At 50.1% G+C, this 25,556-nt stretch carries 40 protein-coding genes and 1 pseudogene; 37 read left to right on the top strand and 4 right to left on the bottom strand.

The window, feature by feature from the left end; all coding sequences use genetic code 11:
- Positions 1-88 precede the first annotated feature (88 nt).
- The 4 genes from BV494_RS04620 to BV494_RS04635 all read right to left on the bottom strand — a co-directional run bounded on the left by BV494_RS04620 (position 89) and on the right by BV494_RS04635 (position 2,586).
- A complete protein-coding gene (locus BV494_RS04620) occupies positions 89-271 on the bottom strand; it encodes a hypothetical protein (protein ID WP_013578235.1) in 183 nt (60 codons plus the stop codon).
- Between the two features lie 39 nt (positions 272-310).
- On the bottom strand, positions 311-1,039 hold the full coding sequence (locus BV494_RS25720; protein WP_192938070.1) for a hypothetical protein: 729 nt from the start codon (positions 1,037-1,039) through the stop codon (positions 311-313).
- A gap of 67 nt (positions 1,040-1,106) precedes the next feature.
- A complete protein-coding gene (locus BV494_RS04630; RefSeq protein ID WP_192938071.1) occupies positions 1,107-1,400 on the bottom strand; it encodes a hypothetical protein in 294 nt (97 codons plus the stop codon).
- Between the two features lie 496 nt (positions 1,401-1,896).
- Entirely contained in the window at positions 1,897-2,586 is a 690-nt protein-coding gene (locus BV494_RS04635) for an XRE family transcriptional regulator (protein ID WP_104921788.1), read from the bottom strand.
- Between the two features lie 97 nt (positions 2,587-2,683).
- On the opposite strand from BV494_RS04635, the gene BV494_RS04640 reads away from it, so the two are divergent.
- From BV494_RS04640 to BV494_RS04825, 37 genes and pseudogenes are all read left to right on the top strand, one after another.
- Complete coding sequence (locus tag BV494_RS04640) at positions 2,684-2,911, top strand: helix-turn-helix domain-containing protein (RefSeq protein ID WP_104921789.1); 228 nt, start codon at positions 2,684-2,686, stop codon at positions 2,909-2,911.
- Between the two features lie 116 nt (positions 2,912-3,027).
- Positions 3,028-3,324 carry a CII family transcriptional regulator gene (locus tag BV494_RS04645; RefSeq protein WP_104921790.1) on the top strand — a complete coding sequence of 99 codons (297 nt, stop codon included), beginning with the start codon at positions 3,028-3,030 and terminating at the stop codon, positions 3,322-3,324.
- A 235-nt stretch (positions 3,325-3,559) separates the two neighbouring features.
- Positions 3,560-4,435, top strand: a complete 876-nt coding sequence (locus BV494_RS04650) for a replication protein (RefSeq protein WP_226790025.1) — start codon at positions 3,560-3,562, stop codon at positions 4,433-4,435.
- 1 nt (position 4,436) lies between these two features.
- On the top strand, positions 4,437-5,783 hold the full coding sequence (locus BV494_RS04655) for a replicative DNA helicase (RefSeq protein ID WP_104921792.1): 1,347 nt from the start codon (positions 4,437-4,439) through the stop codon (positions 5,781-5,783).
- Complete coding sequence (locus BV494_RS04660) at positions 5,783-5,986, top strand: hypothetical protein (protein ID WP_104921793.1); 204 nt, start codon at positions 5,783-5,785, stop codon at positions 5,984-5,986. The genes BV494_RS04655 and BV494_RS04660 overlap by 1 nt, the downstream gene beginning before the upstream one ends.
- Entirely contained in the window at positions 5,983-6,192 is a 210-nt protein-coding gene (locus tag BV494_RS04665) for a hypothetical protein (RefSeq protein ID WP_104921794.1), read from the top strand. Before BV494_RS04660 ends, BV494_RS04665 begins: the two co-directional genes overlap by 4 nt.
- Positions 6,192-6,671 (top strand): hypothetical protein, encoded by a 480-nt coding sequence (locus BV494_RS04670; protein ID WP_104921795.1) that lies wholly within the window; start codon positions 6,192-6,194, stop codon positions 6,669-6,671. Before BV494_RS04665 ends, BV494_RS04670 begins: the two co-directional genes overlap by 1 nt.
- Positions 6,672-6,715: 44 nt before the next feature.
- Positions 6,716-6,970, top strand: coding sequence for a hypothetical protein (locus BV494_RS04675; RefSeq protein WP_104924698.1), 255 nt, complete (start codon positions 6,716-6,718; stop codon positions 6,968-6,970).
- The gene (locus BV494_RS04680) at positions 6,963-7,418 is read left to right on the top strand and encodes a recombination protein NinB (RefSeq protein WP_104921796.1); all 456 of its coding nucleotides are present in this window, start codon (positions 6,963-6,965) and stop codon (positions 7,416-7,418) included. The genes BV494_RS04675 and BV494_RS04680 overlap by 8 nt, the downstream gene beginning before the upstream one ends.
- Positions 7,418-7,963, top strand: coding sequence for a phage N-6-adenine-methyltransferase (locus BV494_RS04685; protein ID WP_104921797.1), 546 nt, complete (start codon positions 7,418-7,420; stop codon positions 7,961-7,963). Before BV494_RS04680 ends, BV494_RS04685 begins: the two co-directional genes overlap by 1 nt.
- Positions 7,960-8,139, top strand: a pseudogene (locus BV494_RS04690) (protein ninH); the annotation flags it as partial. The gene BV494_RS04685 and the pseudogene BV494_RS04690, both read left to right, overlap by 4 nt.
- Positions 8,140-8,352: 213 nt before the next feature.
- Positions 8,353-8,724 (top strand): DUF5448 family protein, encoded by a 372-nt coding sequence (locus tag BV494_RS04700; RefSeq protein WP_104921798.1) that lies wholly within the window; start codon positions 8,353-8,355, stop codon positions 8,722-8,724.
- Positions 8,725-8,991: 267 nt separating this feature from the next.
- Positions 8,992-9,234, top strand: a complete 243-nt coding sequence (locus tag BV494_RS04705; RefSeq protein WP_104921799.1) for a hypothetical protein — start codon at positions 8,992-8,994, stop codon at positions 9,232-9,234.
- A complete protein-coding gene (locus BV494_RS04710; RefSeq protein WP_104921800.1) occupies positions 9,231-9,833 on the top strand; it encodes a recombination protein NinG in 603 nt (200 codons plus the stop codon). Before BV494_RS04705 ends, BV494_RS04710 begins: the two co-directional genes overlap by 4 nt.
- A 172-nt stretch (positions 9,834-10,005) precedes the next feature.
- Positions 10,006-10,140: a hypothetical protein gene (locus BV494_RS26260; protein WP_255414945.1), complete on the top strand. Its 135-nt coding sequence runs from the start codon at positions 10,006-10,008 to the stop codon at positions 10,138-10,140.
- Positions 10,137-10,751, top strand: a complete 615-nt coding sequence (locus tag BV494_RS04720) for a hypothetical protein (RefSeq protein WP_104921802.1) — start codon at positions 10,137-10,139, stop codon at positions 10,749-10,751. The genes BV494_RS26260 and BV494_RS04720 overlap by 4 nt, the downstream gene beginning before the upstream one ends.
- A 688-nt stretch (positions 10,752-11,439) precedes the next feature.
- Positions 11,440-11,754 carry a phage holin family protein gene (locus BV494_RS04725; RefSeq protein ID WP_104921803.1) on the top strand — a complete coding sequence of 105 codons (315 nt, stop codon included), beginning with the start codon at positions 11,440-11,442 and terminating at the stop codon, positions 11,752-11,754.
- 2 nt (positions 11,755-11,756) lie between these two features.
- A complete protein-coding gene (locus BV494_RS04730; protein ID WP_104921804.1) occupies positions 11,757-12,386 on the top strand; it encodes a glycoside hydrolase family 19 protein in 630 nt (209 codons plus the stop codon).
- Entirely contained in the window at positions 12,377-12,592 is a 216-nt protein-coding gene (locus tag BV494_RS04735; RefSeq protein WP_104921805.1) for a DUF7940 domain-containing protein, read from the top strand. Before BV494_RS04730 ends, BV494_RS04735 begins: the two co-directional genes overlap by 10 nt.
- Positions 12,589-13,110, top strand: a complete 522-nt coding sequence (locus BV494_RS04740; protein ID WP_226790026.1) for a DUF2514 family protein — start codon at positions 12,589-12,591, stop codon at positions 13,108-13,110. Before BV494_RS04735 ends, BV494_RS04740 begins: the two co-directional genes overlap by 4 nt.
- Complete coding sequence (locus BV494_RS04745) at positions 13,107-13,379, top strand: Ig domain protein group 1 domain protein (RefSeq protein ID WP_226790027.1); 273 nt, start codon at positions 13,107-13,109, stop codon at positions 13,377-13,379. Before BV494_RS04740 ends, BV494_RS04745 begins: the two co-directional genes overlap by 4 nt.
- Before the next feature lie 196 nt (positions 13,380-13,575).
- Positions 13,576-14,121, top strand: a complete 546-nt coding sequence (locus BV494_RS04750; protein ID WP_104921806.1) for a KilA-N domain-containing protein — start codon at positions 13,576-13,578, stop codon at positions 14,119-14,121.
- A complete protein-coding gene (locus BV494_RS04755) occupies positions 14,118-14,354 on the top strand; it encodes a hypothetical protein (protein WP_104921807.1) in 237 nt (78 codons plus the stop codon). The genes BV494_RS04750 and BV494_RS04755 overlap by 4 nt, the downstream gene beginning before the upstream one ends.
- Before the next feature lie 194 nt (positions 14,355-14,548).
- Positions 14,549-14,926, top strand: coding sequence for a hypothetical protein (locus tag BV494_RS04760; RefSeq protein ID WP_104921808.1), 378 nt, complete (start codon positions 14,549-14,551; stop codon positions 14,924-14,926).
- Between the two features lie 2 nt (positions 14,927-14,928).
- Complete coding sequence (locus tag BV494_RS04765) at positions 14,929-15,921, top strand: terminase small subunit (RefSeq protein ID WP_104921809.1); 993 nt, start codon at positions 14,929-14,931, stop codon at positions 15,919-15,921.
- Positions 15,890-17,203 (top strand): phage terminase large subunit family protein, encoded by a 1,314-nt coding sequence (locus BV494_RS04770; protein WP_104921810.1) that lies wholly within the window; start codon positions 15,890-15,892, stop codon positions 17,201-17,203. The genes BV494_RS04765 and BV494_RS04770 overlap by 32 nt, the downstream gene beginning before the upstream one ends.
- A 12-nt stretch (positions 17,204-17,215) precedes the next feature.
- Positions 17,216-18,613 (top strand): DUF4055 domain-containing protein, encoded by a 1,398-nt coding sequence (locus tag BV494_RS04775; protein ID WP_226790028.1) that lies wholly within the window; start codon positions 17,216-17,218, stop codon positions 18,611-18,613.
- A gap of 121 nt (positions 18,614-18,734) precedes the next feature.
- Positions 18,735-19,490 carry a DUF6651 domain-containing protein gene (locus BV494_RS04780; protein ID WP_104924703.1) on the top strand — a complete coding sequence of 252 codons (756 nt, stop codon included), beginning with the start codon at positions 18,735-18,737 and terminating at the stop codon, positions 19,488-19,490.
- Between the two features lie 15 nt (positions 19,491-19,505).
- Positions 19,506-20,630, top strand: coding sequence for a major capsid protein (locus BV494_RS04785; protein WP_104921811.1), 1,125 nt, complete (start codon positions 19,506-19,508; stop codon positions 20,628-20,630).
- A 50-nt stretch (positions 20,631-20,680) separates the two neighbouring features.
- Positions 20,681-20,887 carry a hypothetical protein gene (locus BV494_RS04790; RefSeq protein WP_104921812.1) on the top strand — a complete coding sequence of 69 codons (207 nt, stop codon included), beginning with the start codon at positions 20,681-20,683 and terminating at the stop codon, positions 20,885-20,887.
- Positions 20,887-21,279: a hypothetical protein gene (locus tag BV494_RS04795; protein ID WP_104921813.1), complete on the top strand. Its 393-nt coding sequence runs from the start codon at positions 20,887-20,889 to the stop codon at positions 21,277-21,279. Before BV494_RS04790 ends, BV494_RS04795 begins: the two co-directional genes overlap by 1 nt.
- 1 nt (position 21,280) lies before the next feature.
- Entirely contained in the window at positions 21,281-21,922 is a 642-nt protein-coding gene (locus tag BV494_RS04800; protein WP_104921814.1) for a hypothetical protein, read from the top strand.
- 1 nt (position 21,923) lies between these two features.
- On the top strand, positions 21,924-22,745 hold the full coding sequence (locus tag BV494_RS04805; protein WP_104921815.1) for a hypothetical protein: 822 nt from the start codon (positions 21,924-21,926) through the stop codon (positions 22,743-22,745).
- Between the two features lie 3 nt (positions 22,746-22,748).
- A complete protein-coding gene (locus tag BV494_RS04810; protein ID WP_104921816.1) occupies positions 22,749-22,946 on the top strand; it encodes a hypothetical protein in 198 nt (65 codons plus the stop codon).
- 61 nt (positions 22,947-23,007) lie between these two features.
- The gene (locus BV494_RS04815; protein ID WP_104921817.1) at positions 23,008-24,552 is read left to right on the top strand and encodes a phage tail protein; all 1,545 of its coding nucleotides are present in this window, start codon (positions 23,008-23,010) and stop codon (positions 24,550-24,552) included.
- 47 nt (positions 24,553-24,599) lie between these two features.
- On the top strand, positions 24,600-25,031 hold the full coding sequence (locus BV494_RS04820; protein WP_104921818.1) for a hypothetical protein: 432 nt from the start codon (positions 24,600-24,602) through the stop codon (positions 25,029-25,031).
- Positions 25,032-25,043: 12 nt separating this feature from the next.
- Positions 25,044-25,421, top strand: a complete 378-nt coding sequence (locus BV494_RS04825) for a hypothetical protein (protein ID WP_104921819.1) — start codon at positions 25,044-25,046, stop codon at positions 25,419-25,421.
- The last annotated feature ends 135 nt before the right edge of the window (positions 25,422-25,556 follow it).

A 25,556-nucleotide genomic window follows, 5' to 3' on the forward strand; every position in this document is an offset into this window, starting at 1 on the left:
CGTATTTATCGCTGCGATGACCGGCGGCGATAGTTTTTTGGCAATAAAAAGGCCGCCATTTGGCAGCCAGATTTGATGCTTTATTTGCTCAAAGGAAGATGCGAATCATCGCCTGATAGTAAGCCTTGTCAAAGGTCTCATCTTCTTCGAACAGGATTAATAATTGCTGAAGCAACGTATCGTTGTTAATGGCAATCCCTGCCTTGTGCATCTTGAAAATCATGTCGCCGAGTAGGGCGCACATTGCAAGGTATCGCTCGTCAGTATCCATAACCATCCGCCCCGATAAGCTAAGTAATCGGACTTTAGCTTAAGACTTTTTCGATGCAGTGAATAGCTCGCGGTACTGGATGCATTCAACGCCGGGATTCATTACCTCATAGCGGGGCTTCATTTTTTCATAATAGTCGGCGCTGACTTTTCGCCATGGTGACCATATCGTGCCACTGGCGTTAATTACCCTGATTTGATATTCCGCCGGTATTGCATCAAGCTCAGTTACAGGCTCAGTGAACCTTCCATTGATACAGGCCGCTCCGCCTTTTGTCATAATTTCTGCGACATATAAACCCGGCTCTAATTCTGGGTCGTAATGATTTTCATCAATGCCAGTTATTATCGGGTGCCTGTATAACGGCTCAAGCAGCAAGTTATCTTCGTTACTTCTGCTCTCAGCAAACTTCTTGTCGAAGGTAAGCCAGCCGCCGACATTCCACGCTGCCGGAACATGCTCGAATTTCATCTCTTCACTTAAGCGTGCAGCTCTCCCACTCTCTACATCAGTGTCTTTTATGCTCTCTTTCAGAGATTTGTTTATAGCTTCAACTTTTACCAAATGACCCGCCAGATTGAATTCAGAAGCAGAAAGAACGCGTACGTTTTCCGTTAACTCCTCTACCTTGCCTAGGATTTGATCGAGTAGTGACGCGCTGATATCAATGCGGCCTTTGTTGTACTCGATGTAATGAGGAATTATCTTTCTCAGCCTTGCAATTCGGGATTGCAGATTAGCTGTTTCGTCTTCGTGAACTTCACTCATCTCTCAACCCCTTAATAACGTGATATGGATGCTCGTATTTATCGCTGCGATGACCGGCTGCGATGGTTCAAATCAGCGGAATGCTTTTGCCGCGCATCTTCTGCCGAGCGTTAACCTGCTGACCAAGCGGATTGCGTACTTTGTTGTGTTGCTCTGCCACCCATTCTTTCTGCTGCTTAGGTAAGCGAAGAGAAGCTTTGTAGTCGGTCAGGCTCAATGCTTTTGCTACCCGACTGGAACCGCCTGCAAGCGCCGTGGCGACGTTTTTAGAAAGAGCCAACTCACTATTCGCCTCAGCCGCTTTCGCTGCGTTGTGAGCTGTCATGCGACGTGCGTTATACCTTTGCTTTGAGTTCATCATGTGTTCCTCGGTAAGTGCTTAGGTGATGTGGTGGCCGGTGCTGCATTCCGGCATGTATCTCTGGAATCGAACCAGATCACCCCGACTTTGACGGGAGCTCTACCGATTGAGCTTACATACTCACGATCTGTTCACCGGGCCTAGGAACCCCGTCACCATCACGCTTCGCGCATCAGCCTGCGCATTCACCACATCCCGAAGCACTTTCCTTCGGTCTCCTGAGTTCAGGAGAAATCATATTGTTAAAGAAGCAGTCGGACTTCCTGTCCAACACGGCTGATAGTTCCTTCTGCCGTATCGATGTTTCGTTTCGATGGATTCAATATATGCGTTATGTGCATATGCGTCAAACGCATATTTATAAATATGAGCGCATAGCGATGCATATGACTGTTTTGAAATGGAATTTATTTTTGCGTTGTTAATGCGTGGATACAAAAAAGCCCGCATTTAGCGGGCCATTAGGCGATTGGCGCAAAACTATTGTGGGTATTTTTCAACCATGCTTGCGGATTTGCTGCGACTGACTGACCAAAACCTTGCCTTGAACGTGCAGCATGTTCATTTCTTCTTGAGTTAACGCCCAAGTTTCATACGTTTTGTTGTCTGAAATCACCTTGAGTTCGAATTTAACCTTCTGAAGGCGCTTAACAAAGGTGTCGCCATTGAAGTTAAAAACGTAGATTCCGTCACCATCAAAGAACGTGACCTCAGTATCCACAAAGATGAGATCACCAGGTTCCAGGGTGCCGGTCATCGAGTCGCCCCGAACGTTAATCAGCATGACTGAACCCTGCGGGCGATTCCCAAATATTGATTTTGCGTATTCAGGAACGTACTCAATGGAGCGGATTACTTCAACAACATCCCCTGAGCTACTTCCTGCGCCTGCGCTGGCTGACACACCAAGTACATCAACTCTATACACATTATCTCTCCTAGAATTGGCGAGTGAATTAACACTGTATTTATGTACAGTATCATCTTCGTCTTCATCAGAGAATAGCTCAGAAACAGGAATAGAGAGGGCGTCCGCAACTTTTTGCAGCATGGTCTCGCTAAACCCCTGTTTGCCACGTTCAAGGCGAGAGAGGTTGCCGACATCGCTATCTATGGTGTCGGCCAGTTGCTGCAATGTCATTTTCCGTGCAGTGCGGATTTGTCTAATGCGGTCGCCTATTTTCATAGCTTAATTAAAAACCTTTTATGCGCTCCTCGCAAAGCGCCTTGCGCAAACCATTTGCATCGCATATTATGCGTATAGCGCATTAACGGAGGTATATATGCAAACGCCACTAAGAAAAATGCGTGTAGAGAAAGGACTCACCATCGCTGAGGTAGCAATCGCTACAAATCTGGATGTTGGGAACCTAAGCCGAATCGAGCGAGGCATTCAGGTTACCTCGCTCGAAACAGCAGAGAAGCTCTCTCAATACTTCAAAGGTTTGATTACTGAGATGCAAATTCTCTACCCGCAACGGTACATCACGGCGGCAGAAAAGGCCGCCTAAGCAGTTCGCTCTTTAAAAAATCAGCCGCTCTCTGAACTCAGGAGCAATAACAACAGTGGCAACTCCACGGAGTAGTCACGCAAACACACAACTAACCAACAACGGAAGTATCACGCATGGACATTGCAAACTCTCGCAAACCAACACAGCGAGAAATCGACAGAGCAGAAACAGATCTGATTCTGACTGTGTCGCAACTGACTGGTCGCAAGTTCGCTGACTTAGCTGGATGGCATGAATCGAAGATTAGCCGGATGAACTGGCGGGATATCGCCACGGTGTTCTGTATTGCTCGGATGGCGGCAGAAGTGAGTCCGCTGGGAAGGGTGATTCAAGAGGCGTTCAAGGCAGTAGGAAAGCAAAAAGCCCCTGCGGTAACAGAGGCTTCTGAGCAAATCACAATGTCGTTTTAACTGTACAAAACAACAGGAGTAATTATGCACCAAAAGAGAAAGACACGCCAGCCCCCAGAAAGAACTCAGCAGCGGGCTGCGCTTCCAGATGAGTTCGTTATGACATGCATGGATCACCCCGATACCGGCAAACGGTTTGCTGAGATATTCCGCAACTTCAAACCTAAGGGGCGACCTGATGAGTAACGTAGCCTATGCAGATTTCAGAGGGCAATCCGCTCTCAGGAGTTCACGGATGGAGAACCAAAAACAGGGGCATATAGCCCTGTTCAGGAGCCTTCTATCCAAGGATTGGGCGAAGGACACAGCCAAATTATCAATGTGGGTGAGGCTGATAGGAGAGGCAGCTTATAAGCCTCGCACAGTAGATTTCTCAGGGAAAACTTGGGAGTTAATGCCTGGTCAGTTGGTAACGACTGCGGCGATCATGGGTCGTAAACTTCGTGATCAGGATGGCAATGAAAAGAGTCCTCAAGCAGTAACCAGAATGCTTAATTTCTTCGCCAGAGAAGGGATGATCACCACCAAAGGAACCCGCTTTGGGACAGTGATTTCCATCACAAATTATGGCGATTATCAGGTCATTTCAGCCGATGAACCTTCCGATAGACCATCCGGTAACAACAAACCCAGCCGTAGCAAGGCTTTGAAGGGTGTACCCGATGAACCTTCCGATAGACCATCCGGTGAACAGAACAAGAAGTTACTAGAACAAGAATTAAAAGATACCCCTAAATCCCCAGAGGGGAGTTTGGTCGAGCAGGAAGAAACCAAACCCAAAAAACAGGCAGCATCAAAATTCACATTCGACCGTGAACGTTTCCAAGACACTTGGAACTGCAAAGCCAAAAAGCACGGACTACCACGAATCACAAGCATCAGCATTTCCACCGAGAAAGGCATTAAGCGCCTGTACGAGTCCCACCTGTTGCACTGCAAGCAGACCAAGCGATCGCCAGCTGACATCGACACGTTCATCAACGGGTACATTGAGTTCGGTTATGAACCATCTCCGTATGCTATGGGCGATAACCCAGCCGGAAGAAAGTACGGGATAGACACCGCGCTGACTCAGCGGATTATAGACAAGATCATCAGCCAGGAGGTTTGACATGGAAAGTTATGAATTCGAGGAGTTGCTCGTAGGTTCGATGATTGTGAAAGGCGACCACATCGACTGCCGAGACATCGCCGGGAAACTTCCTGCTGAAGCTTTCGAAAACTTCCACCTGCGCCGCATGTACACCGTCATCGTCGCTCTGCTGAGCAAAGCCGAACCGACAGACATGTTCACCGTGCAGAGTAGCGTTCCTGATGAGACGAAAGACTTCGTTCTTGAAGTGGCTACCCGCTGCCGTTCTGCTGCAAACATTAAGGCGTGGGCTAAGCGTGTTCGCCAGTGCTGGATGCTACGACAGGGTGAGGCTGAACTGCTCAAAGCAGCTGAGCTACTGCGCGGCGCATCAACGCATGATCTTGGCGAACGTCTTGCAGAAGTATCGGGGATGCTTTCAAAGCTTCAGTTTGAAACCAACGACCGTTTACCGCGCCGAATTGGCGACATGCTGGATGACTACATGGAAGTGTTGGAGAAACGCATGAAAGGCGCTGAGTCAGGCATGTATCTGAAAACTGGCATTGATGCGATGGATGGTGAGTATGGCGGCTTCGACCGAACAGACCTGATCATCGTAGCGGGTCGACCTGGTATGGGTAAGACGGAACTGGCAATCAACATCGGTAACTCAATTGGCCGGCAGAAGGGAAAAGGTCTGATGGTGTCGATGGAAATGTCAGACATGCAGGTGGTCGAACGCCACGTTGCTGACCGAGCTGGCTTGTCAGTTGGTACGCTGCGCAACCCGCTAAACATGTTAGATGAGCAGTACACCAGGCTAACCGTGGCAACCGGCACATTGCTGGACGAAAACAACTACGTTATCGACGGGTCATTCACGGTAGACGAAATCATCGCCCACGCTGAGCGCATGAACATGGACGGCGGCCTTAGCTTTTTGACGATTGATTACCTCGGCCTGATGAAGAAATCCAAGGCAGAGCGTAACGACATCGCCATCGGCGACATCACCAGCAAGCTCAAGCAGTTCTGTCTTCGCAACAAGGTTCCCGTAATCCTTCTATCCCAGCTTAACCGCGGCGTTGAGTCACGCCTTGATAAGCGTCCGGGATTGGGCGACCTGAAGGACTCCAGCTCCATTGAGCAGGACGCAGACGTGATTATCTTCCCTTACCGAGATGAAGTGTACGACGAGCGCAGCGACATGAAAGGTATCGCTGAAATCATCGTGGGCAAATACCGGTCAGGCAAGCCAAAGACGTTTTACATGGGCTGGAAGAATGGTCACTTCGTCAATATCGATCAGGCCGACGCTGCAAAGCGTTACGCGGAAAACACAAAGAAACCGACTGACAACAAGTCATGGCGGGGAGGCGAGTGATGGACACTAAGGCAGCATTTGAGAAGTGGTATGTAGGTCTAGGCTCTTGCATGGCTGATAAAAAGAAAATGTTTGAAACTGATGATCTGGGATACACCGATGTCCTCACATGGACAGCATTTGCAGGATACAAAGCAGGTATCGCAGCCAGAAACGAAGAGCTTGCCTCCCACGGAATCAGAATTAAGGGGAAGACGGAATGAAAGAAGAAATGATGTACATGCCAAAAGACGCGCCTGACGCCTTTATGATTAACCCAGATGACTTCGAAAAATTCAAGGCAATTAAGCCAGCCCTAGCCGCTCATGGCGTCAATATGATTTGCGACAGCATGGTTGAGCCAGGGAAATTCATCGCAACGGGACGAAAGGCATCAGAGTTTGCAAAAATGATCGGAGGAATTGCGTGATGAATAACGATTTAGAACAGTTCAGCGAAGAAAGGCTGGAAGATATGCAGAAATACGTAACAGCAGGAATGACATTAGGCCATGCAGATGCGCTGCTTATTCGTCAAGCAATCGGCATAGCCCTAGCAGCAAAGCGGGCCAAGCCTGTTGGGTATTCGATAAGAGACGAAAATTATAATTGGCATATTGATTTTTGTGGCAAGGCTCATGAGTTGCAGCAGGGCGATTCACTCTACACCACACCACCAGCGAACTCTCCGGCAATTCCGGATGGCTGGATTAAGTATCAAGCGCAGAGGCCAGCCGCTAATGAGTACATCTCATTTGTTAGTCGTCACGGCGAATACGCATCTGGCTTGGTTGGTGAAGATGAATGGGTAGAAATGCACGACGGAACAAGTTTCGAACTCGCTGAAATTTATATCTGGTTGCTACTACCACCACTACCCGCCGCCCCTAAGCCGGAGAGTGATGAGTGACGCCAAATCTGCAATTGGCCGTAAAGAGCGAATACTTTGACGCGATGCTTTCCGGAGAAAAGGTGTTTGAGTACCGACTAAGAAACGAATATTGGAAGAAGCGTCTGGAAGGTCGGGCATACAACAAACTCACCATAACCAAAGGCTACCCAAAGCGAGAAGATAAGTCTCGGCGTATAGAGGTGAATTACTGCGGTTATGTTCTCAAAACCATCACCCATCCTCACTTCGGAAATGAACCTGTTGACGTCTACGCAATCAGGGTGGCCATCCCAATAATCGGGAGGAGCAATGAATAAAAAAACCTACCAATTACGCAACGAACAAATCCTCAGTAACGCAATAAACCACCTCCGCAACACTCCGCTTAATCCAGACAAACCCTTCATCGTGACCATCCAAGAGCGCACCCGCTCACTGGAGCAAAATGCACGTTTATGGGCAACCTTGTCTGACATCAGCGAACAGGTTAACTGGCACGGCCGAAAGCTAACCACAGAGCAGTGGAAGCATATTTTCACCGCCGCGCTGACCAAACAGGATGTGGTGCCAAATCTGGCCGGTGATGGTTTTGTCGTTCTCGGGCAGTCCACAAGCAAGATGACAGTCGGCGAACTCAGCAACCTGATAGAGCTGATTAACGCATTCGGCACGGAGCAGGGTGTCAGGTTCAGCGATGAATCCAGGCTGGCAATCGAGTGGGCAAATCGTTGGGGTGAATCAAACAAACTTAAGCAGGTGGCGTAATGACAGATAAATCGAATACACCAGCGGAGTACAAAGATAGTTGGAGGACTCCACCGGAATTATTTTCAGCACTCAACGCGGAGTTCAGTTTCATCCTTGATGCCGCAGCAAGTGCAATGAATGCTTTGTGCCGGCACTTCATCACCGAAGAGCAAAACACACTGGAAACGCCATGGAATTCCGTCATGCCAGACATTCCAGGGTACGCATGGCTGAACCCACCATACAGCAACGTCACCCCGTTCGTTCAGAAGGCGGCGGTGGAGAATGCAGAGCACTCCACCGGCTGCGTGATGCTTCTCAATGCTGACACGTCAGTAGGCTGGTTCCTAGAAGCAATATCGACCGCGCACGAAGTGAGATTCATCACTGGCGGAAGACTGGCGTTCCTGAACGCCGAAACTGGCAAGCCGGTATCTGGAAACAACAAAGGGCAAATGCTGATTATCTGGCATCCATGGCCTCGCACCCATTGCGAGATGAAAACTATCGATCGGGATGCGCTTCTGTCGTTTGGTGCGCGACTGATGAAGAGGGCTGCATGATAACCACACAGACAATTCCAGATTTACTTGTCGCGGCACGCGGAAACCAGACCGAGGTGGCTCGCCAGCTCGATGTTAACCGCGCAACCATCCAGAAGTATGCAAGAGACAACAACGCGACGGGTCATATCATTGTTAACGGCTGCCTAATGGTGAAGACGGCTAAGAAACCAAGGGGCGTCATGGCTAAATCAACATGGTTCACTCACGAAATCATGTCCACCCAGCAAGCAGAAGACCTCATCAAGCAGTACACCCTTCGAAACATCCAAACCTCAAAGCAACTATCCGCTGATTACACAGGCTGGTATGTCTCTGCTTTGTTACCCGAATACAGAGTAGAACCACGAGCCAGTAGGACGTGGCAGAACCCTGTGTGGAGATAAATCATGGCAGATTACGAAAGCATGAACGACCACGAACTTGTAGACATCAAGAATTCTGTAGAACGCGAACAAAAACGCAGGGAAGGCGAACCAAAGCTTCTTACCTATCGAGTCACGTCATGCATGACAGAGAGTATGCATTTTCTCAAGCTTGAGCACTCGCTGTTAGCAATGAGGGATGTCTCCGAGCTGATTATCAGAGAGTCGGTCGAAGATAACGGGAAATATGTCAACAAATGCACGGGAATCGTGGGACTGGTATTTCGCGTTGAAGAACAAACAAAAGCTCATGTTGACGCAAAAATCAAAGAGGGCTTTTTCGACGACTGGAGATATGAAGAAAGATTGGGTGAGCTGAATGCCAAAACAAACTGACACGCCGCGCTGTTGTCGCTGCCACGCACCCCTGACCCATATCGAACAACATTACTACGGCCTTTCATGTGACCACTGCGAGCTTGATTACAGCTACGTTCTGGATGGAGTTAAAAGCTATGACTACTGGAAGCGAATCACCGGCTTCATGTTGCGCTGCTTGCGGCATGGCATTGGCAGAGGACGAAACGCACTGTTGCAACGACTGCGCGAGCTTCTTCGCTATGGACGGGATTGAATTATCTGAACATCTGAGGAGTGAGAGTGATGAGTAATTTAAACTGGTTCATATTTTTGGTGGTACTTGGCTTTGCCTTTATCGGAGTCTTTGTTGTCAGCTATCGCCTCTCATGGGCAGTAATTGGCAGATTCAGAAAGTACTCTCGTGTTGAACAGGCCTGCACCAAATTATTCGCAGAGCTTGACCGGCTCCCTGGTCACGGCAGAACTACCTCAGCAACTTTAAATAGCGGCAAATACAGGATTAAAGTTGAGGCGCTGAAAAGATGAAAATCCCAAATCATCGTAACTGCAAAATATGCAAAACACGCTTCAAGCCAAACACCCTGTACGACTGGTGGTGCAGTGAAGAACACAAGGAAGAGCTAATCACCAAGTTAGCACGTGAAGCCCGACAGAAGCGCATACAGCAACAGGAACGACAGCGAAGAGCAACAGCCCGAATAGAAAGACAAACCCACAATATTCGAAAGCTCGCAGTAAAACCTCTCAGTTACTTCGCAAAACAAGCCCAGACAGAATTCAACGCCTTCATCAGAGAACGTGACGCAGACCTTCCATGCATCAGCTGCGGCCGCTTCCATGATGGGCAGTACCACGCCGGGCACTATCGAACCGTAGGCGCTAACCCAGAGTTGAGGTTCAACGAAGATAACTGCCATCGCCAGTGTGCACCTTGCAATAACCACCTGTCCGGAAACATCGAAAACTACACCCCAGCAATTAAAGCAAAGATTGGCGAGCAGGCCTATCAGTTGCTCATGGGTGCACACGAGCCACAACGGTTCCGGCGTGAAGATTTCGAGCGAATCAGGGATGAGTACAAGGCAAAGCGTAAGGCACTCAAGAAACTATCGGAGGCAGCGTGAGTATTCAAAACACCATTGCCCTACTCGAAATGTACAGTCATCGCAACGTGGCCGCAGTACGCACACCCTCCGGCATTGTCTTCATGGGTGCCAGAAACCTCAAGCCTAATGAGAAGAAAACTCTGCTGGCAATCCCTCAGAGCGAACTGGACGCAGCTATCAGGTGGCAGAAATGACCCAATACGACAAGCACGAACTATCCCGCCTCAACGAAGAAGAAAAGCAGCTCGAACAAAAGCTAAATCGTATTCGTGAGCTTCGCCGCGAAATCATCAACCGATCAGATGCCAATAAGGTGAAGGTATGAGAAAGCAAGATGCTATTTACGCTCTCCCGTGGGTCGTGAAGCAATCAGACCTTCGCAGGGTATGGTGCAATGGCCGTAAAACTATCACTCCATCACAGCGCGTATGGACGCGTTATTTGCTGTGCGTTTGGGGCAGGCATTTAGGCGGCGATGATGCGCCGGCTGGATGTGTGAATGTAATCGGAAGATTGATGATCCGCACTGAATGGTCGCAGACGCAATCTGACCGAATCGTTCAGGTGGTTGAAAGTCTGCATGAGCAGGGGTATCGCGGTGATGAGCTTTTCAAGAAATCACGTGAAGTCGTAATGCCAGGAATATCAGTAAGCAGCATCATCGCTCTCGCCAAAGAATCAGATGACGCCGCTTTTGTAGAATCAGTGATGCACAAAGCCATTAAACGAGACAGCCCGATGCGCTCAGTTGCTATTAAACGCTACTGCGACCGCAAGTGCCCGCAAGATATCGCGAGGGATATTAATTACCACACTGGATGTGATGTTCAAGCGGCACGCAAAAGGGTGATTTGGTGCGAAGAAATACTGGAAGAGGAAATGTTTTATGCGATTAAACGTGAAATGCAGGAAGAAATAACCATTAAGGCGGCCTGATTTGAAATATATTTTCAATTTGATTGCAAAACGAGAAATGAGGTTGTATATTTCTATGTAAGCTCGGGAGCAATTGCGAAAGAGCGGTGGTGTTAGAGAGGAAACAAGTAAACAGCGCACATAAGCCCGCTAGCGGCACTGAGCTGAATCAACACCACAACCAAATATAAGAGCCTCGCAGAAATGCGGGGCTTTTTCGTATCTGCACATCAGATAAGCCGTCTGACGAATTGAACCGCATTGCGGAGCTCTCGTGTTGTGAAACAGACGGCTTTTCGATGTGGTGAATGCGCAGGCTGATGCGCTGTATATGATCTGGTCGTCCGGGTTGATCGCCGGGTCGCGATGCTAAGAATTGCCTAAAAATACTCACTGGCAAGAGATGGCGGAATCCACAGTGCCGCCCACCACACGATCAACTGAGTCGTAGCCTCTGAAGAAATTCACGCTGCGGCCTTCTACAATATCTGGTTCGCCGGGCGATGGCAGGTCTCCAAAACCTCGCTGACAAGGTTCGACTCCTTGACTGGATGCCACATTTTAGAAGCTGCCAATTTGGTGGCTTTTTCTGCTTTAGAGCCCGACCAATCAGTCACCTCACCCTCATGAACCTAGCGGTCGCGGCTCTATTCCCTATGACTACCAACCAGCAACTCGTCTGGCGACTCCATTCTAAAAAGGTGGCTTTATGCCAGAAAAAGACCCTAACAACTTCGCGGCCATCAGTTGGCTGATCGTCGTTGGACTCTCCGCTTGGGGAGGGATAGTGAGGTACCTGATGGATATTAAATCGAACAAAACTCAGTGGAGTTGGGCTGCGGCCTTGGCTCAGATAGCAGTATCCAGTTTCACCGGTTTAATTGGTGGGCTGGTAAGTCAGGAAACACACGCCAGTCAGAATATGACGTATGTGTGCGCCGGACTCTGCGGAGCTATGGGTAGCGTTGCTTTGACTTACTTCTGGGATCGCTTCTTTGGTGTATCAACCCCTCCGAAGGTCTAACTATGAACCAGTCCCAATTTATGGCTGCTGCCAATATCACGGCTGACCTAGCTGCACGCTGGTTCAATCCGCTTGTTTCTGCAATGAAAGAGTTTGGTATCGACACGCCAAAACGTCAGGCTGCGTTCATTGCACAAATTGGCACTGAGTCTGCTGGATTTAAGCAGCTGTCCGAATCGTTCAACTACTCAGTAGCTGGTCTGGCTATTTTCGGTACGCGACTGACGGCCGCGCAGCGTGAACAACTTGGCCGTGGTAATGGTGAATTGGCGTTATCCCCGGCACGACAGCAAGCAATAGCCAATATTGTTTACGGTGGAAGATACGGAAATACGCAGCCAGGTGATGGATATAAATTTCGTGGTCGCGGCCTGAAGCAGGTCACTTTCCATGACAACTATCTGGCTTGCGGGAAAGTGTTGGGGCTGGATTTGATTACTAATCCCGACCTGCTAACGCAAGACATTCCTGCCGCGCGTTCTGCTGGATGGTTCTGGCAGGCTAACGGGTGCAATGCCTTTGCTGACTCAGGGGACTTCACCGGACTGACCAAAAGAATTAATGGCGGTTTCAACGGCCTTGCTGACAGGCAAGCACGCTTAAAAATAGCGGAGAAGGTTCTATGCGTTTAGTAGAGAACTGGAAGCAGTGCTGGAAATGGTTTTCTATCCACGCACTGGTCATATCAGGAGCCATCCCGTCAACATGGGTATGGCTGCCTCCCGAACTGAAAGCTTCAATACCTCCTTCTCTCATGGGTGCCATAACGGCAGTCATCGCCATTTGTGGTGTCGTTGCCAGAGTCATTGACCAGACAAAACAGGACGGCAAGTCATGATTGCCATCCTCCTGAAGTATTGGAAACCGGTCATCGCAGGTTTATTTCTCCTGGGACTTGTCACCGGTAGCTATTTCAAAGGCTACGAATCTGCAAACTATTCATGGCAACTCAAATGGAGTGAGCGCGATAAGTCTGATGCACTCGCTTTGGCAGAGCGCGAAGCAGCCGTCCGCGAAGAAGAACAACGTAAGCAGGGTGAAATCGATGCGATATCAACAGATGCCCAGAAAAAGATTGATGCTGCTCACGGTGATGCTGCCGTTGCTGCTTCTACAGCTGACAGCCTGCACAAACAGGCAGACAAGCTTGCCGCCAGACTTGCAGAGCGTGAAAGAGCCTGCAAATCCACAGTTGCCGGAGCAGGCCAAACAGCTACCAGCGGATCCACTGTGCTTGCCGAGCTGTTCCGCCGCGCTGACGAAAGAGCAGCAAAGCTGGCAGACATTGCTGACCAGTCAAGAGTCAGGGGATTAGCGTGTGAATCCTCATACGCAGCATTGAGCGCAAAGAAATGAAGAAACTTATCGCATGGCTTAAAAACCTATTCATCAAGGAAACCATCATGTCCGAACCATTAGTTGACGCAGCAGTAGACCTGCAACCAGTTTTTGAAAACGTAGCAGCGGATGTTCAACCAGCAGCGCCGGTTGCAGTAGTGACTTCTCCTCTGGATGCCGAAAAATCTGCATTCGCCAATTTTGTGGCGTTCGTAGAGCACGGCGTTGAGAAGCTCGGTAGCGAAGCAGAAGCAGAGCTGGTCGCGCTGGCGAAGAAATACCTGTAAGCCCATCATCAAATATCAAGAGGTCGCCAATCGGCGGCCTTTTTTTATGTCCGCAGTAAAACCCGTGCCATGCCCGGCATATTCAAATCACAGAGCCTTCTGGAAACAAGCCTCGGAGAAACGCCGTTATAGGTGGTGTACCTCTCTGTGGGCGTCGTTTCTGGGCAACGAGGCTTGCTTCCAAAAGGAAAACACAATGCAATATCCAACGGTAATCGTGAATGGCGTATCTGTCCGCGTAGACAGCGAAGGCCGCTATAACCTGAATGACTTACACGCAGCCGCAGTAATCAAAGGTGAGGCAACTGAATCACAACGCCCAAGCAAGTTTATCCGCAGCGCGGCAGTAAAGCGGTTTGTCCACGCGCTTGATAGCAGAGGACAAAAAAGTACTCTGGATAAATATCAATCACTTAGGGTGGCTAACGGTGGTTCTGAACAAGGCGTCTGGGGTGTGGAGTTACTCGCTATCAGATATGCAGCCTGGATAAATCCAGAGTTTGAAATCAGCGTTTATGAAACCTTCCGTGAGGCTGTCCTGAGCGGCATTGGAAACATGACACGGCTTAACCGACTCGACCTTCTGATCGCCAATGAGACGAAGGCAGTAAGTGAAAGCGCGCGCACGATGAATCGCTGGGGGGTGGGTGGTCGCAAGCAGATGCTCAACGAAACCCGTGAGAACATCATTGAGCAGATGGATCCGGACATGGTCGCCATAATGCAGGGGAAAGCAGCATGACAGAGGCAACGAAACTAAATATCGACGTATCAGTAAAGGCTCATTACCCAAATGAACAGCAGATTCAGGAATTCATAGAAGATGTTCTTACCAGCCATATCGGTGAAAAATGGGGAGAGGACATGCTGAATACGATGCGCAAAGAAATAATCGCCAGAATATTGCCAGCAATCAGCTATCAGGTTGTCATCCATGATCGCGGACAGCCGCATCACATTGACATCAAACTCTGATGAATGCCTGTCATTACAAAGCGTCTGTAGCCGGGCGCTTGATAATGACGAATTCCCCTCGACAAGGGATTAGGTGTGCAACCTATGCAGGAGGTGATCACATCTCGGCAGCCGGAAAGACGGAAGTGGCATATTAACTGCGTGAGCCGTGAAGAATGCTGCGGAACCTCATTCTAATATCACCGGAGTGCACGATGGCACTGAAAGCTACGAAAGAACTCAAGGTGCCGCTTTATGGCGTTCGCGTGATGATTTTCACCACCAAGGCAGCTGGAGACAAGTTTCTCGGCTACGAGAGCATAGATACGAATTACTCTGCAATGGTAAGCGTTCTGACCTGCGCTAAAGGCATTGACTACATCGCCATTACTTTCAGAACACTGGACGATTATTGCAGCGAGACATTAACCCATGAGTGTGTACACGCCGCATGGAGAGTGCTTGAACTCGTTGGCATCAAAGTGTCGGTCGATAACCAAGAGCCTCTAGCCTATCTGGCAGGCTGGCTATCTCGCCAGGTGAACAACTTCATGATGAACCACATAGAGGCTCAACAGCAGCCGAAGGACTGAATATGGCAAGACCGGATTGGGGAGCCAAACAACAAGAGTTCCTCGCCGACCATGCCAAGACGAACATATCCCCGAAGGAATGGTGCGAGGCTCAAGGGTTAAATTACTCAACAGCGAAGCGTCATATCAAAATTGCGAATGCGCAGAAGACTGCGAAAGCAAATGCTGCGAATGCGCACATAGAGCAAATCGCAAAAAGTGCAGAAGAGTTAGTGACTGATGAAGGCATTAATCATCAGCAAGCAATGTTTGTCGTTGAATACGTTAAAGACAGGAATGGAACACAGGCAGCCATCAGGGCTGGCTATAGTGAGAAGACCGCAAAAGAACAGGCAGCGAGACTGCTATCAAATGTTAACGTTTCTTCCGCAATCAACAAACAACTCAAAGCCTTAGCAATCCGCACCCTCATAAATGCTGATGAAATCGTTGCCAATATGTGGCAAGTCGCCAACTTGGACATGCGAGAAATATCAGAGTTGCGCAGGGGGTGCTGCCGACATTGCTGGGGTGAAAACTTCGGTTATCAATGGACGGAAGAAGAATACGAGAAGGCGTGCGAACGTGCAGAAGCTCGTGAAAAGCCAGTCCCTTCACTGCGTGGAGGCCTGGGGTATGTGCGAACTCTTGCCCCAAATGATGACTGCCCAGCTTGCGGTGGAGAGGGGGTTGCTCGCGAGTTCTTCCATGATAGCCGCAAGCTCTCAACTGTAGCGGCAATGGCCTTCAATGGTGTGAAGCGTACGAAAGATGGGCTTGAGATAATGACGCTCGATCGTGCTGCAATGTATGACCGGGTAATGAAGCATATCGGCATGCTCGAATCTCCTGCTGCAAAGCGAATCCAACAACTTGAAGCAGAAAAACGCGAACTGGAGAATGCGCGATTACGTGCAGAATCCAATAAGCCTGATCGTCCTGAAGGCGTCGAAGAAGATTATCAACTACAGGCGCTGACACCAGATGAAAACACCCCTGGCAAACCAATCCTCTAAACCCGTCGTACTTACACCGAAGCAAGCGAACATCTATGTTTGGGGCTGGCAGCCTGAGGCGCGATTCCGTGATGCAGTGTGTGGGCGTCGATTCGGGAAAACGTTTCTCGGTAAGGCAGAGATGCGTCGTGCTGCGAGATTAGCGCAGAACTGGAACGTCAGTATTGAAGATGAAATCTGGTACGGCGCACCGACATTCAAGCAGGCTAAGCGTGTGTTCTGGCGTCGCCTGAAGCAGGCAATTCCTGCGCATTGGCGAGAAGGTAAGCCAAACGAAACGGAATGCAGCATCACGCTGCGTTCTGGCCACATCATGCGTGTTGTAGGGCTTGATAACTACGACGCTCTACGTGGTTCTGGCTTGTTCTTTGCGCTGGTCGATGAGTGGGCAGATTGCCCGTATGAAGCATGGGAAGAAGTACTGCGCCCGATGCTTTCTACCTGCAAATACACGGTTGATGGTGTTGAGCGGCGCGGCGGCCATGCATTACGTATTGGTACACCAAAGGGATTTAACCACTGCTACGATTCATGGCTTGATGGTCAGGATGGTAGGCAGCCAGATCACAAAAGCTGGATTTACACCTCGGTGCAGGGCGGCAACGTTCCACAAGAAGAGATAGATGCAGCTAAGCGGAAAATGGATCCGCGAACATACCGGCAGGAGTACGAAGCCAGCTTCGAAAACTATCAGGGTGTCGTCTATTACTGCTTTGACAGGCGTCTAAATCACACCGATGACACTGTTAAGCCTGGCGATGAATTACACATCGGCATGGACTTCAACGTTAGCAAAATGGCCGCTGTGGTCTACGTTTTGCGCGATGGGAATCCTCACGCAGTAGATGAGTTTATGGATGTTTTCGACACGCCAGCGATGATTACTGATATCGAAAAGAGATATTCAGATCACCGCATCTTCATTTACCCGGATGCATCAGGGAAAAACAGGGAAACAAACAACGCCAGCGAGTCGGACTTATCACTTCTTCGCAAAGCCAAGTTTGAAGTGAAGGTTAACGCCTCAAATCCAGCGGTGAAAGACCGTGTAAATGCCCACAACGCGATGCTCTGCAATACATACGGTGAGCGCCGTCTACTAATCAATACCCATAAGTGCCCAAAGTTCACTCAATGCCAAGAGCGTCAGGTATACGCACCTGACGGAGCCCCGGATAAGAAAGGCGGCTTCGACCACGGCAATGACGGTGGCACATATCCAATCGTCTTCATGTTCCCAATCGTTCATAAGCGCGGTTCTGTTCGCAATTTCTCCGCATAAATGGAAAGCAAAATGACTGATGACGTTCGTAAGAGGTCAGCAAAAATCGAGGCCATCGCCACATGCTGGCCGATGATTACTACCTTACTCGGCGGCACAGCAGCGATGCGGCAGGCCGGTAAAACATATCTGCCACAATGGCCGAATGAAGACGGTGATTTCTACAAAAACAGGCAAAACACAGCAACCCTCTTTCCGGCATTCTCGCGCACAATTGAAGTTTTAAGCGGCAAACCGTTTTCACGTCCCATCACCACCGGCGAGGACATCCCTAAAAGCATTCTGGAGATGTTTGAAGACATCGATCTTCAGGGAACGAACATGCATAGCTTTCTGGCGAATGTATGCGAGTCAGCCCTTGCCTTTGGCATTGCTGGAATCCTTGTGGACTACCCCCATTCAGAGGGCGTCAAGACAATCGCCGAAGAGAAAGCCTTGGGGCTTCGCCCTTACTTTGTGAAGATCGAAGGCAATAGTTTGCTGGACTTCAAATCCAAGCGAATTAACGGCTATGAAGTATTCACACAACTGCGCTTTGTAGAGATGGTTTCCGAGGAAACGGAAAACGAATTCAAAGAGTCGATAATTGAGCAGGTTCGTGTTTTAGACATTGGTTCATGGAGAACTTACCGTAAAAAACGAAATGACACGAAAGGTGCAGATGAGTGGATTCTTCACGATGAAGGAAAAACCAGCCTGGATAAAATACCATTCGTGCCAATTTACGGTGAAAAAATAGGGTTCATGCAGTCTCGCCCCCCTATGGCTGAGCTTTCCTACCTGAATGTGGAGCACTGGCAAAGCAAAAGTGATCAACAAACAATTCTCCATGTTGCACGAGTTCCTGTGTTGTTTGGCCGGAGGCTAGGACTTCCGGATGATGAATCGATCACCATCGGAGCGGCCTGCGCAGTTCTGTCTGAGCAGGAAGATGCCGACCTGAAATACGTCGAGCACACAGGCAAAGCAATTGAAGCTGGGCGCACTGACCTTCAGGACTTAAAGGACATGATGCTCCAGATAGGCGCAGAGCTCCTCGTTGTGAAGCCAGGTCGAATCACCGTAGCCCAGACAATGGCCGAAGACGAATCAGGAACCTGTGCATTGCAGCGTATTGTTGGCGACTTGCAGGATGCCGCAAATCAGGCTCTTCAGTTGCTCGCAGACTGGATTAAGGAGCCACAAGGTGGACATATCTCAATCTTCCGTGACTTCGGCGCAGCAACGCTTGCAGAAGCTTCAGCCGATATCCTGATTGAGATGAATGTTGCCGGCACTCTGTCGAATGAAACCCTGTTCACTGAAATCCAACGCAGAGGGATGATTAGCCCTGATGTGAAATGGAAGGAAGAGCAGGAGAAAATCAAATCGCAGCCGCCTAAGCCGGGAACCACTCAGCTTAGCGCGTAAATCACTTAATTACCCCATACCAGCCCATGCATAACGCGTGGGCTTTTTTATTGCTGAAATCTGCGGATGCAGGCCAGCGCAACGAGTCGGATGGCTCACGAAATAAGGTTGGATGACCAGTATGAAACTGAAACTCGACGAACAAGGCCATGTAGTTGTTCAAGATGGCAAGCCTGTATACGCGCATGACGATGGAAAAGAAGTGGCTTTCGATGCGGTTGGTACTGTAGCGACAATTTCACGCCTTAACGGTGAGGCCAAATCACACCGAGAACGCGCTGAAACTGCTGAAACAGCACTGAAATCCTTTGACGGGATTGCAGACCCTGCGGCAGCGAAAAAAGCTCTCGAAACCCTGAAAAATTTCGATGACAAAAAACTGGTGGATGCCGGTGAAGTCGAAAAGGTCAAGCAAGAGGCCATTAAAGCTGTAGAAGAAAAATACGCTCCTGTCCTGAAAGAGCGTGATGACCTGAATGCAGCATTGGTGAACGAAAAGGTCGGCGGCAGCTTCTCCCGCTCCAAGTTCATCACCGAAAAACTCGCAATTCCGTTCGATCTGGCAGAAGCGCGTTTCGGTAGCAACTTCAAACTTGAAGGTGGCGAAGTCGTTGCATACGACAAAGCAGGCAACAAACTATTCAGCCGCAGCAATCCTGGTGAAGTCGCGAAATTTGATGAAGCCATGGAAATCCTCGTCGAGCATTACCCGTACAAAGACCAAATCCTCAAAGGCACCGGCTCATCCGGCTCAGGTGCTCAAGGCGGCGGCGGTAGTGGTTCGGGCGCTAAAACAATTACACGCTCCCAGTTTGAATCACTGAGTCCGCAAGAACAAAGCGCTCAGGCGATTGCTGGTGTTCAAATTACCGATTAATAGGAATCAAATTCGATGTCCAATACCTTAACCAGCCTTATTCCAGACCTGTACGCATCATTGGACGTCGTGTCCCGCGAACTGTCTGGCTTTATTCCATCCGTAACCATGGATGCCACAGCAGAACGCGCTTCTCTTAATCAGGCGATCCGCATTCCAATCACTCCAGCGGCACCGGCTGAAAACGTCTCACCTGGTCAGTTGCCACCTGATGACGGTGATCAGGTTATTAGCAACATTCCGTTCTCAATCACCAAATCCCGCATGGTTCCATTCCGCTGGACTGGTGAGGAACAGAAAGGCGTTATCACCGGACCAGGCTATGCAGATATCCGCCGCGACCAGATTTCCCAAGCGATGCGTACTCTGGTTAACGAAATTGAAGTGGACTTGGGCAACCTCGCCTTCCTGTCGTCTCGTGCGTCAGGCACTGCGGGCACAACTCCGTTTGCAACCAATCTCGGGGACACTGCTCAGGTGCGTAAAATCCTCTCTGATAACGGTGCTCCGCTGAGCGACCTGCAATGCGTCATTGATACCACCTCCGGTGCGTCACTGCGTACTCTGGCTCAATTGACCAAAGCTAACGAAGCCGGGACTACCGCGCTGCGTGCTCAGGGTACCTTGCTGGAGCTGCACGGCTTCACCATTCGTGAGTCTGCTGGTGTGGCATCGCATGCGCCGGGCACCGGTGCAAGCTACGTGACCAATGGCGCGTTGGCCGTTGGTGCAACCGCAATCCCTGCTCAGACTGGTACCGGCACAATTTTGGCTGGTGACGTTGTGACTATTGGCGCATACAAATACGTCGTTACCACAGCTCTGTCTGGTGGTTCATTCACAATCGGCGCTCCTGGTCTTCGCGCGGCGGTAGCAACTGGCTCTACCATCACTGGCGTGTCGGCATTCACTGCGAACTTCGCGTTCAGTCGCTCTGCGATTGTTCTGGCAACTCGTGCTCCTGCACTGCCTGAAGAAGGCGATATGGCCGATGACCGCATCATGATCCAAGACCCGCGCACCGGTATGGCGTTCGAAGTCTCCATGTACAAACAGTATCGTCGCGTTCGCTACGAAATTGCTGCTGCTTGGGGCTGCCAGAACATCAAGCCTGCCCACACTGCAATCCTGCTGGGTTAATCAATCCTGCCGCTGGGCAACTGGCGGCGCTTTATTTTCGGAGATTCAACATGGCTAAGAACGCAAGCGGCACTGAAGAAGTGGCCACAGTAGATGGTGCAGAGCAGTCTGGCGAAGGAATTGCTGAGGTTGTTTTTGTAGTGATGGAACGCGACCCAGAGTTTTACGACGCACCTCACTCTGCAAAAGTCCATCCTGACGAAGTGAAAAACTATTACTCAGGCGGCTGGTTAGAGAAGAAAGTAGAGGCAGAATAATGCTAACCGATCAGCAAGTGGCAGACGTGAGGCGATATGTCGGCTATCCGATGCTTGGCGATACCGTTGCTGATAATAGCCGCGATTTCGCTTACGGCTGGGTGTCTCCGGGCACCTGGCAGACCCTCTATCATCGTCTGATTAGTTTGAGGCCAGAAGAGGAAACGATAGTTGTTAATTATTTAACGACGATTGCGACCTTAGAAGTCGCAGTGACTGATTCCAGTGACAACCTGGACACTGATCAGGCTGCCGTCTGGTACCACAATAAAAACGAAGTGAATGACCGTATGAAGCTTTACAACCTGTGGCGACGCCAGTTGTGTGCTTTCATCGGATTGGCTCCTGGGCCATCTCTCGGTCAGGGCGGAACGCGACTGGTAAGGGGCTGATATGGACGCAGCAAAGCTGAGAAACAAAGTCTATATAGGCTATGGCAAGGCGGCTCAGAGGATTGGCTATGTAGCTCAGCAATTCAGGGCAACCAGCGCATTCAATCCCATGCAAACCACGCCATTGCAGTCGCTTCATGCTTCATTCACTACCAATTTCAGCTACAGCGCACCGAACAAATACGGTCAGGCGGCATGGCTTGGCGTATTCGACGGGCGGCAGTTCGTTGCCGGTGATTTCCTCTCAAATGCTGAGGACGGCGTTTTCTTCGTGGCTGCGATGCAAACGACTCTTCCCATCTACTGCGTTCAGTGCAACCGGACTATTTCGGTGCTGAGAACAAGTCAGGAAGATGCGGGCGGCATGATTGGATACGGCGGGACGACGGCGGAAAACGAAGTCGCGCTGATGACGGGATGGCCTGCCAGTATTCTGAACGGGACAAAGGGTGAGAAGTCACCGGTTGGCCTCCCTGCTGATGCGAAAACGCCTTGGTATTTGCTGCTGTTCCCATCCTACGGCGACATCATCCTGCGAACGAGTGACATCATCACCGATGACATCGGGCGTAGATACGTAGTTTCCAGCGCTGAACTCACTGATATGGGCTGGCGAGTTACGGCCATGCAAGGCTTGGTGTGATATGGCTGACCAATCAGATGTAATGAACCTGCTGGCTGCCAAGGCGGCAGCAGCGGTATATCCCAACGGAACCGGCGCACCGAGCATTACCGGAACCATCGTGAAAATTTACCCAGGCTGGCCGGTACCGAATAAGCTTCAAACAGACATCAACGCGGGCGGCGTGCATATATCCATTTACCCACTGCCAACTGAGAAGAAAGTGAGCGTGACGCTAGGTCGGCCATACCGAGTTATCACAACGGGAACGCCAACCTTGGTTGCTACCGTGTCAGGGCATACCGTTACATTCAGCGGTGCAGTTTCAACACCAACAAACGTCTATTTCCTGATTGATAAAGTCGGTTATCACTACTCTGTTCAGAACGGTGACACGCTGACGACTATCGCGACGGCTATGGCAATTCAGGTAGCCGGTGCAACGAGTGTTGGCGCTGTCGTGACAATCCCAAACGTAAATTCAATCTTGGCTCGTACTGGTGGTATCGGTACGGCAGCCAGAGAGCTACGCAGACAGGCTAAAGACTTCCAGATAACCATCTGGGCACCTACGCCAGCGCTGCGCGACACGATAGCTTCAGCGCTCGATATAGCCCTATCAGAAGAGAGCAATATTTCACTCTCCGACGGCGCACCGGCGTACATGATCTACACCCGATCATTTCAGTCAGACGCCAGCGAAAACTATCTAGTCTATCGGCGTGACTTCGTTTACACGGTGAATTACGCAACAACCCAAACAATCGATGCCGCTCAGGTCGTCGCGCCTGTCATGCATATTGCAGACACATCAAACAACCCCATCAAAACAATTCTGGAGTAAACCATGGCAGATTCTGACGATTTGGCACCCGCTGCCACTTCTACCGTAACCAACACATCGAACAAAGGCCTTGGCTTTATCCTGGTTGTTCGCCACGCCTTTGCTGATTATCAAATCGGTGAGGAAATTACGGAAACATCGCTGATTAAAGAAATTATCGAAGGCGATCAGGCTGTATACGTGATTAAACGCGCCGCTTAAATCCTCTCCCTAAATTCACATCAGAACCCGCCTTGAGCGGGTTTTTTATTGGAGTAAAAACATGCCGATTTATCAAGCTGGCAGTTTAAATACGACGGCGCTCACGGCTCCTGATTTGTACGTTCAGGTGGTGGCTCCGAAAACCCGCTATATCAACGGCGTAGCCACTGATGGTCTCGGTATTGTTGGGATTGGCAGTTGGGGGCCGGTAAACAGCGCTTACCTCATCGGTTCGGCTAACGATCAGGCTCAATATCTTGGCGCTCAGCAAGTGCGCAAATATGACCTTTCCACGGCGGTCGCTATTTCCCTGCAACTCGGCGCAACAAACATCAATGCTGTACGCGTTACTGACGGCACTGATGTGGCTGCAAGCATTCCGCTGAAAGATGTGGCTACAACACCTGCGACCGGCGCAACACTTACCGCAATTTACACCGGCACGCGTGGTAACGCGATGCAGTCGGCAATTACGGCCGGTACCGCGAACAACACATTCAAACTGACGATCAACCTGCCTGGTCAAAGCGCAGAAGTATTCGACAATATCGCCGGTACCGGAGCAACGTTCTGGGCGAATCTCGTCAGCGCGGTAAACAACGGTCAAACCAGCGTTCGCGGTGCGAGTCAGTTGGTTGTGGCAACCATCGGCACGAGCACCGCTCTACCAAATGTCACGCTGACCTACACACTGACCGGCGGTACAGATGGCAATGCGACTATCACCGATGCCGTATTGCTCGGTACTGACGGCTCGAGCACAACCCGCAAAGGGATGTATGCGCTGCGAGGCACTAACTCGCAGGTCATTAATCTTGTTGATCTGACCGACACCACGGCGTGGCCTACCATGGCGACCTTCGCACTGGCTGAAGGCTCTTATGCTATCGGGCAGGGCGCGGCGGGCACCACGTATGCAGCACTGGCAACCTTGCTTAATACCGCAGGTGTGGACAGCTATGGATTTAAGGCAATCGTCGGTGACTGGCCGTACTGGAAAGATACGGTTAACGGCATCAATCGCATGATTGCCCCGGCAACCTTCGAGGCTGCCAACATCGCGTCACGCGCTCCGCACATTTCAACGCTGAACAAGTCCATTAGCACAGTGGTTTCCACACAGCGCAATCTGGCTAACCAGCCTTACTCAATCGCTGAAATCGGCGCGATTAACTCAGCGCGTTTAGACGTCATCACCAATCCATGCCCTGGTGGTAATTACTACGGCATGCGTTCGGGTCGCAATACCAGCTCTCTGAGCACGACCAACGATGACACCTACACGCGCATGACAAACTATCTGGCACTGACACTTGCAGCAAGCTTCGGCGATGTTGTAGGCCAAGACCAGACCGTTGATCTGCGCCGAGAAACAAAAAGCACCATCGAGTCGTTCCTGTCGAACCTTGAACTGCAAGGCATGATTGGTGACCCGAATGGTGGCCCAGCGTTCTCTGTGAAAATCGACGCTTCAAACAACCCGGACTCACAAGTCGCGCTGGGCTACATGATCGCCGACGTACAGGTCAAGTACCTCAACGTGGTTCGCTACTTCCTGATCAACCTGGAAGGCGGCGGCAGCGTCTCCGTCACAGTTTCCAACTAATAACCCCCTGAACCCGCTCCGGCGGGTTTTTTAATCGGAGAATTATCATGCCGCAATTAGGTTACAGCTTAGGCCGCGACGTCGCCGTAGACATTGTTACGCCTATGGGAAAATTACGTATTCCCAAAGTCACGAAATTCACGTCAAAACCAAAAATGACTTCTACAGATGTCACGGCTTTGTCAGGCAACACAGATACCCTCCAAACACCTAAAGGCTGGGATGGGCAGTTTGATGCCGAGAGAATGGACGGAACACTTGATGACTTTTGGGCTCAATGGGAAGCCAACTTCTTTAACGGCATTGATACGTCTGGTGGGACAATCACCGAAACTATTCAAGAGTCGAATGGCAGTGTGAGTGTATATCGCTATGAGAATGTATCTTTTCATCTGACGAACCCAGGCGACAAAGAAGGCGATAAAACCATTAAGCAAACAATGACATTCACAGCAAACCGCCGCAAGAAAGTGGCTTAACAGGAATTCGTAATGACAACTTTAAAAGTGAAAGAATCAGCCAGTGTGGAAAATGTCCCGGTAGAAGTCAAAGTTGACACAATCACCGATGTGCAGGGACGCGTCATCAAGCTACGCGAGCTCGACCCGCTTCAAGAGTCGCGCTTAGTGCTTGCAGTAGGTGCAGAGGCAGCGGCAAATGCCGTCTACATGTACACCTTTGTATATCCGGTGGCAAAGATAGAAAGCATCAACGGTGATGATTATGGCTGCCCGGCAAATCAGCGTCAGATTGATGGCATGATCAGCGTTCTTGGTAAAGACGGCATGTCAGCATTACTCGGTCACTTTAGCAAGATCGCTGAAGATGCTATCGCAGCAATGGATGAGAAAGCCGCAATAAAAAACTAGCTCAGAACTCCGATTTTCGAAGCCGTTGCTGGGTTATGAAGAACGGGGTTCCTTTCAGTGTCCTGTTCGATGTCACCCAGTTAATGCATCACGAGATGGAAGCTATGTCGATTGTCATGTCGCAGCTAGAAGGTG

This window comes from Rahnella sikkimica (assembly GCF_002951615.1).
GTDB lineage: Bacteria > Pseudomonadota > Gammaproteobacteria > Enterobacterales > Enterobacteriaceae > Rahnella > Rahnella sikkimica.

What these genes read in the sequence shown, in the direction of transcription:
- BV494_RS04620 (WP_013578235.1), bottom strand. Translation starts at nt 271, where the DNA reads ATGGATACTGACGAGCGATACCTTGCAATGTGCGCCCTACTCGGCGAC.
- BV494_RS25720 (WP_192938070.1), bottom strand. Translation starts at nt 1,039, where the DNA reads ATGAGTGAAGTTCACGAAGACGAAACAGCTAATCTGCAATCCCGAATT.
- BV494_RS04630 (WP_192938071.1), bottom strand. Translation starts at nt 1,400, where the DNA reads ATGATGAACTCAAAGCAAAGGTATAACGCACGTCGCATGACAGCTCAC.
- BV494_RS04635 (WP_104921788.1), bottom strand. Translation starts at nt 2,586, where the DNA reads ATGAAAATAGGCGACCGCATTAGACAAATCCGCACTGCACGGAAAATG.
- BV494_RS04640 (WP_104921789.1), top strand. Translation starts at nt 2,684, where the DNA reads ATGCAAACGCCACTAAGAAAAATGCGTGTAGAGAAAGGACTCACCATC.
- BV494_RS04645 (WP_104921790.1), top strand. Translation starts at nt 3,028, where the DNA reads ATGGACATTGCAAACTCTCGCAAACCAACACAGCGAGAAATCGACAGA.
- BV494_RS04650 (WP_226790025.1), top strand. Translation starts at nt 3,560, where the DNA reads ATGGAGAACCAAAAACAGGGGCATATAGCCCTGTTCAGGAGCCTTCTA.
- BV494_RS04655 (WP_104921792.1), top strand. Translation starts at nt 4,437, where the DNA reads ATGGAAAGTTATGAATTCGAGGAGTTGCTCGTAGGTTCGATGATTGTG.
- BV494_RS04660 (WP_104921793.1), top strand. Translation starts at nt 5,783, where the DNA reads ATGGACACTAAGGCAGCATTTGAGAAGTGGTATGTAGGTCTAGGCTCT.
- BV494_RS04665 (WP_104921794.1), top strand. Translation starts at nt 5,983, where the DNA reads ATGAAAGAAGAAATGATGTACATGCCAAAAGACGCGCCTGACGCCTTT.
- BV494_RS04670 (WP_104921795.1), top strand. Translation starts at nt 6,192, where the DNA reads ATGAATAACGATTTAGAACAGTTCAGCGAAGAAAGGCTGGAAGATATG.
- BV494_RS04675 (WP_104924698.1), top strand. Translation starts at nt 6,716, where the DNA reads ATGCTTTCCGGAGAAAAGGTGTTTGAGTACCGACTAAGAAACGAATAT.
- BV494_RS04680 (WP_104921796.1), top strand. Translation starts at nt 6,963, where the DNA reads ATGAATAAAAAAACCTACCAATTACGCAACGAACAAATCCTCAGTAAC.
- BV494_RS04685 (WP_104921797.1), top strand. Translation starts at nt 7,418, where the DNA reads ATGACAGATAAATCGAATACACCAGCGGAGTACAAAGATAGTTGGAGG.
- BV494_RS04700 (WP_104921798.1), top strand. Translation starts at nt 8,353, where the DNA reads ATGGCAGATTACGAAAGCATGAACGACCACGAACTTGTAGACATCAAG.
- BV494_RS04705 (WP_104921799.1), top strand. Translation starts at nt 8,992, where the DNA reads ATGAGTAATTTAAACTGGTTCATATTTTTGGTGGTACTTGGCTTTGCC.
- BV494_RS04710 (WP_104921800.1), top strand. Translation starts at nt 9,231, where the DNA reads ATGAAAATCCCAAATCATCGTAACTGCAAAATATGCAAAACACGCTTC.
- BV494_RS26260 (WP_255414945.1), top strand. Translation starts at nt 10,006, where the DNA reads ATGACCCAATACGACAAGCACGAACTATCCCGCCTCAACGAAGAAGAA.
- BV494_RS04720 (WP_104921802.1), top strand. Translation starts at nt 10,137, where the DNA reads ATGAGAAAGCAAGATGCTATTTACGCTCTCCCGTGGGTCGTGAAGCAA.
- BV494_RS04725 (WP_104921803.1), top strand. Translation starts at nt 11,440, where the DNA reads ATGCCAGAAAAAGACCCTAACAACTTCGCGGCCATCAGTTGGCTGATC.
- BV494_RS04730 (WP_104921804.1), top strand. Translation starts at nt 11,757, where the DNA reads ATGAACCAGTCCCAATTTATGGCTGCTGCCAATATCACGGCTGACCTA.
- BV494_RS04735 (WP_104921805.1), top strand. Translation starts at nt 12,377, where the DNA reads ATGCGTTTAGTAGAGAACTGGAAGCAGTGCTGGAAATGGTTTTCTATC.
- BV494_RS04740 (WP_226790026.1), top strand. Translation starts at nt 12,589, where the DNA reads ATGATTGCCATCCTCCTGAAGTATTGGAAACCGGTCATCGCAGGTTTA.
- BV494_RS04745 (WP_226790027.1), top strand. Translation starts at nt 13,107, where the DNA reads ATGAAGAAACTTATCGCATGGCTTAAAAACCTATTCATCAAGGAAACC.
- BV494_RS04750 (WP_104921806.1), top strand. Translation starts at nt 13,576, where the DNA reads ATGCAATATCCAACGGTAATCGTGAATGGCGTATCTGTCCGCGTAGAC.
- BV494_RS04755 (WP_104921807.1), top strand. Translation starts at nt 14,118, where the DNA reads ATGACAGAGGCAACGAAACTAAATATCGACGTATCAGTAAAGGCTCAT.
- BV494_RS04760 (WP_104921808.1), top strand. Translation starts at nt 14,549, where the DNA reads ATGGCACTGAAAGCTACGAAAGAACTCAAGGTGCCGCTTTATGGCGTT.
- BV494_RS04765 (WP_104921809.1), top strand. Translation starts at nt 14,929, where the DNA reads ATGGCAAGACCGGATTGGGGAGCCAAACAACAAGAGTTCCTCGCCGAC.
- BV494_RS04770 (WP_104921810.1), top strand. Translation starts at nt 15,890, where the DNA reads ATGAAAACACCCCTGGCAAACCAATCCTCTAAACCCGTCGTACTTACA.
- BV494_RS04775 (WP_226790028.1), top strand. Translation starts at nt 17,216, where the DNA reads ATGACTGATGACGTTCGTAAGAGGTCAGCAAAAATCGAGGCCATCGCC.
- BV494_RS04780 (WP_104924703.1), top strand. Translation starts at nt 18,735, where the DNA reads ATGAAACTGAAACTCGACGAACAAGGCCATGTAGTTGTTCAAGATGGC.
- BV494_RS04785 (WP_104921811.1), top strand. Translation starts at nt 19,506, where the DNA reads ATGTCCAATACCTTAACCAGCCTTATTCCAGACCTGTACGCATCATTG.
- BV494_RS04790 (WP_104921812.1), top strand. Translation starts at nt 20,681, where the DNA reads ATGGCTAAGAACGCAAGCGGCACTGAAGAAGTGGCCACAGTAGATGGT.
- BV494_RS04795 (WP_104921813.1), top strand. Translation starts at nt 20,887, where the DNA reads ATGCTAACCGATCAGCAAGTGGCAGACGTGAGGCGATATGTCGGCTAT.
- BV494_RS04800 (WP_104921814.1), top strand. Translation starts at nt 21,281, where the DNA reads ATGGACGCAGCAAAGCTGAGAAACAAAGTCTATATAGGCTATGGCAAG.
- BV494_RS04805 (WP_104921815.1), top strand. Translation starts at nt 21,924, where the DNA reads ATGGCTGACCAATCAGATGTAATGAACCTGCTGGCTGCCAAGGCGGCA.
- BV494_RS04810 (WP_104921816.1), top strand. Translation starts at nt 22,749, where the DNA reads ATGGCAGATTCTGACGATTTGGCACCCGCTGCCACTTCTACCGTAACC.
- BV494_RS04815 (WP_104921817.1), top strand. Translation starts at nt 23,008, where the DNA reads ATGCCGATTTATCAAGCTGGCAGTTTAAATACGACGGCGCTCACGGCT.
- BV494_RS04820 (WP_104921818.1), top strand. Translation starts at nt 24,600, where the DNA reads ATGCCGCAATTAGGTTACAGCTTAGGCCGCGACGTCGCCGTAGACATT.
- BV494_RS04825 (WP_104921819.1), top strand. Translation starts at nt 25,044, where the DNA reads ATGACAACTTTAAAAGTGAAAGAATCAGCCAGTGTGGAAAATGTCCCG.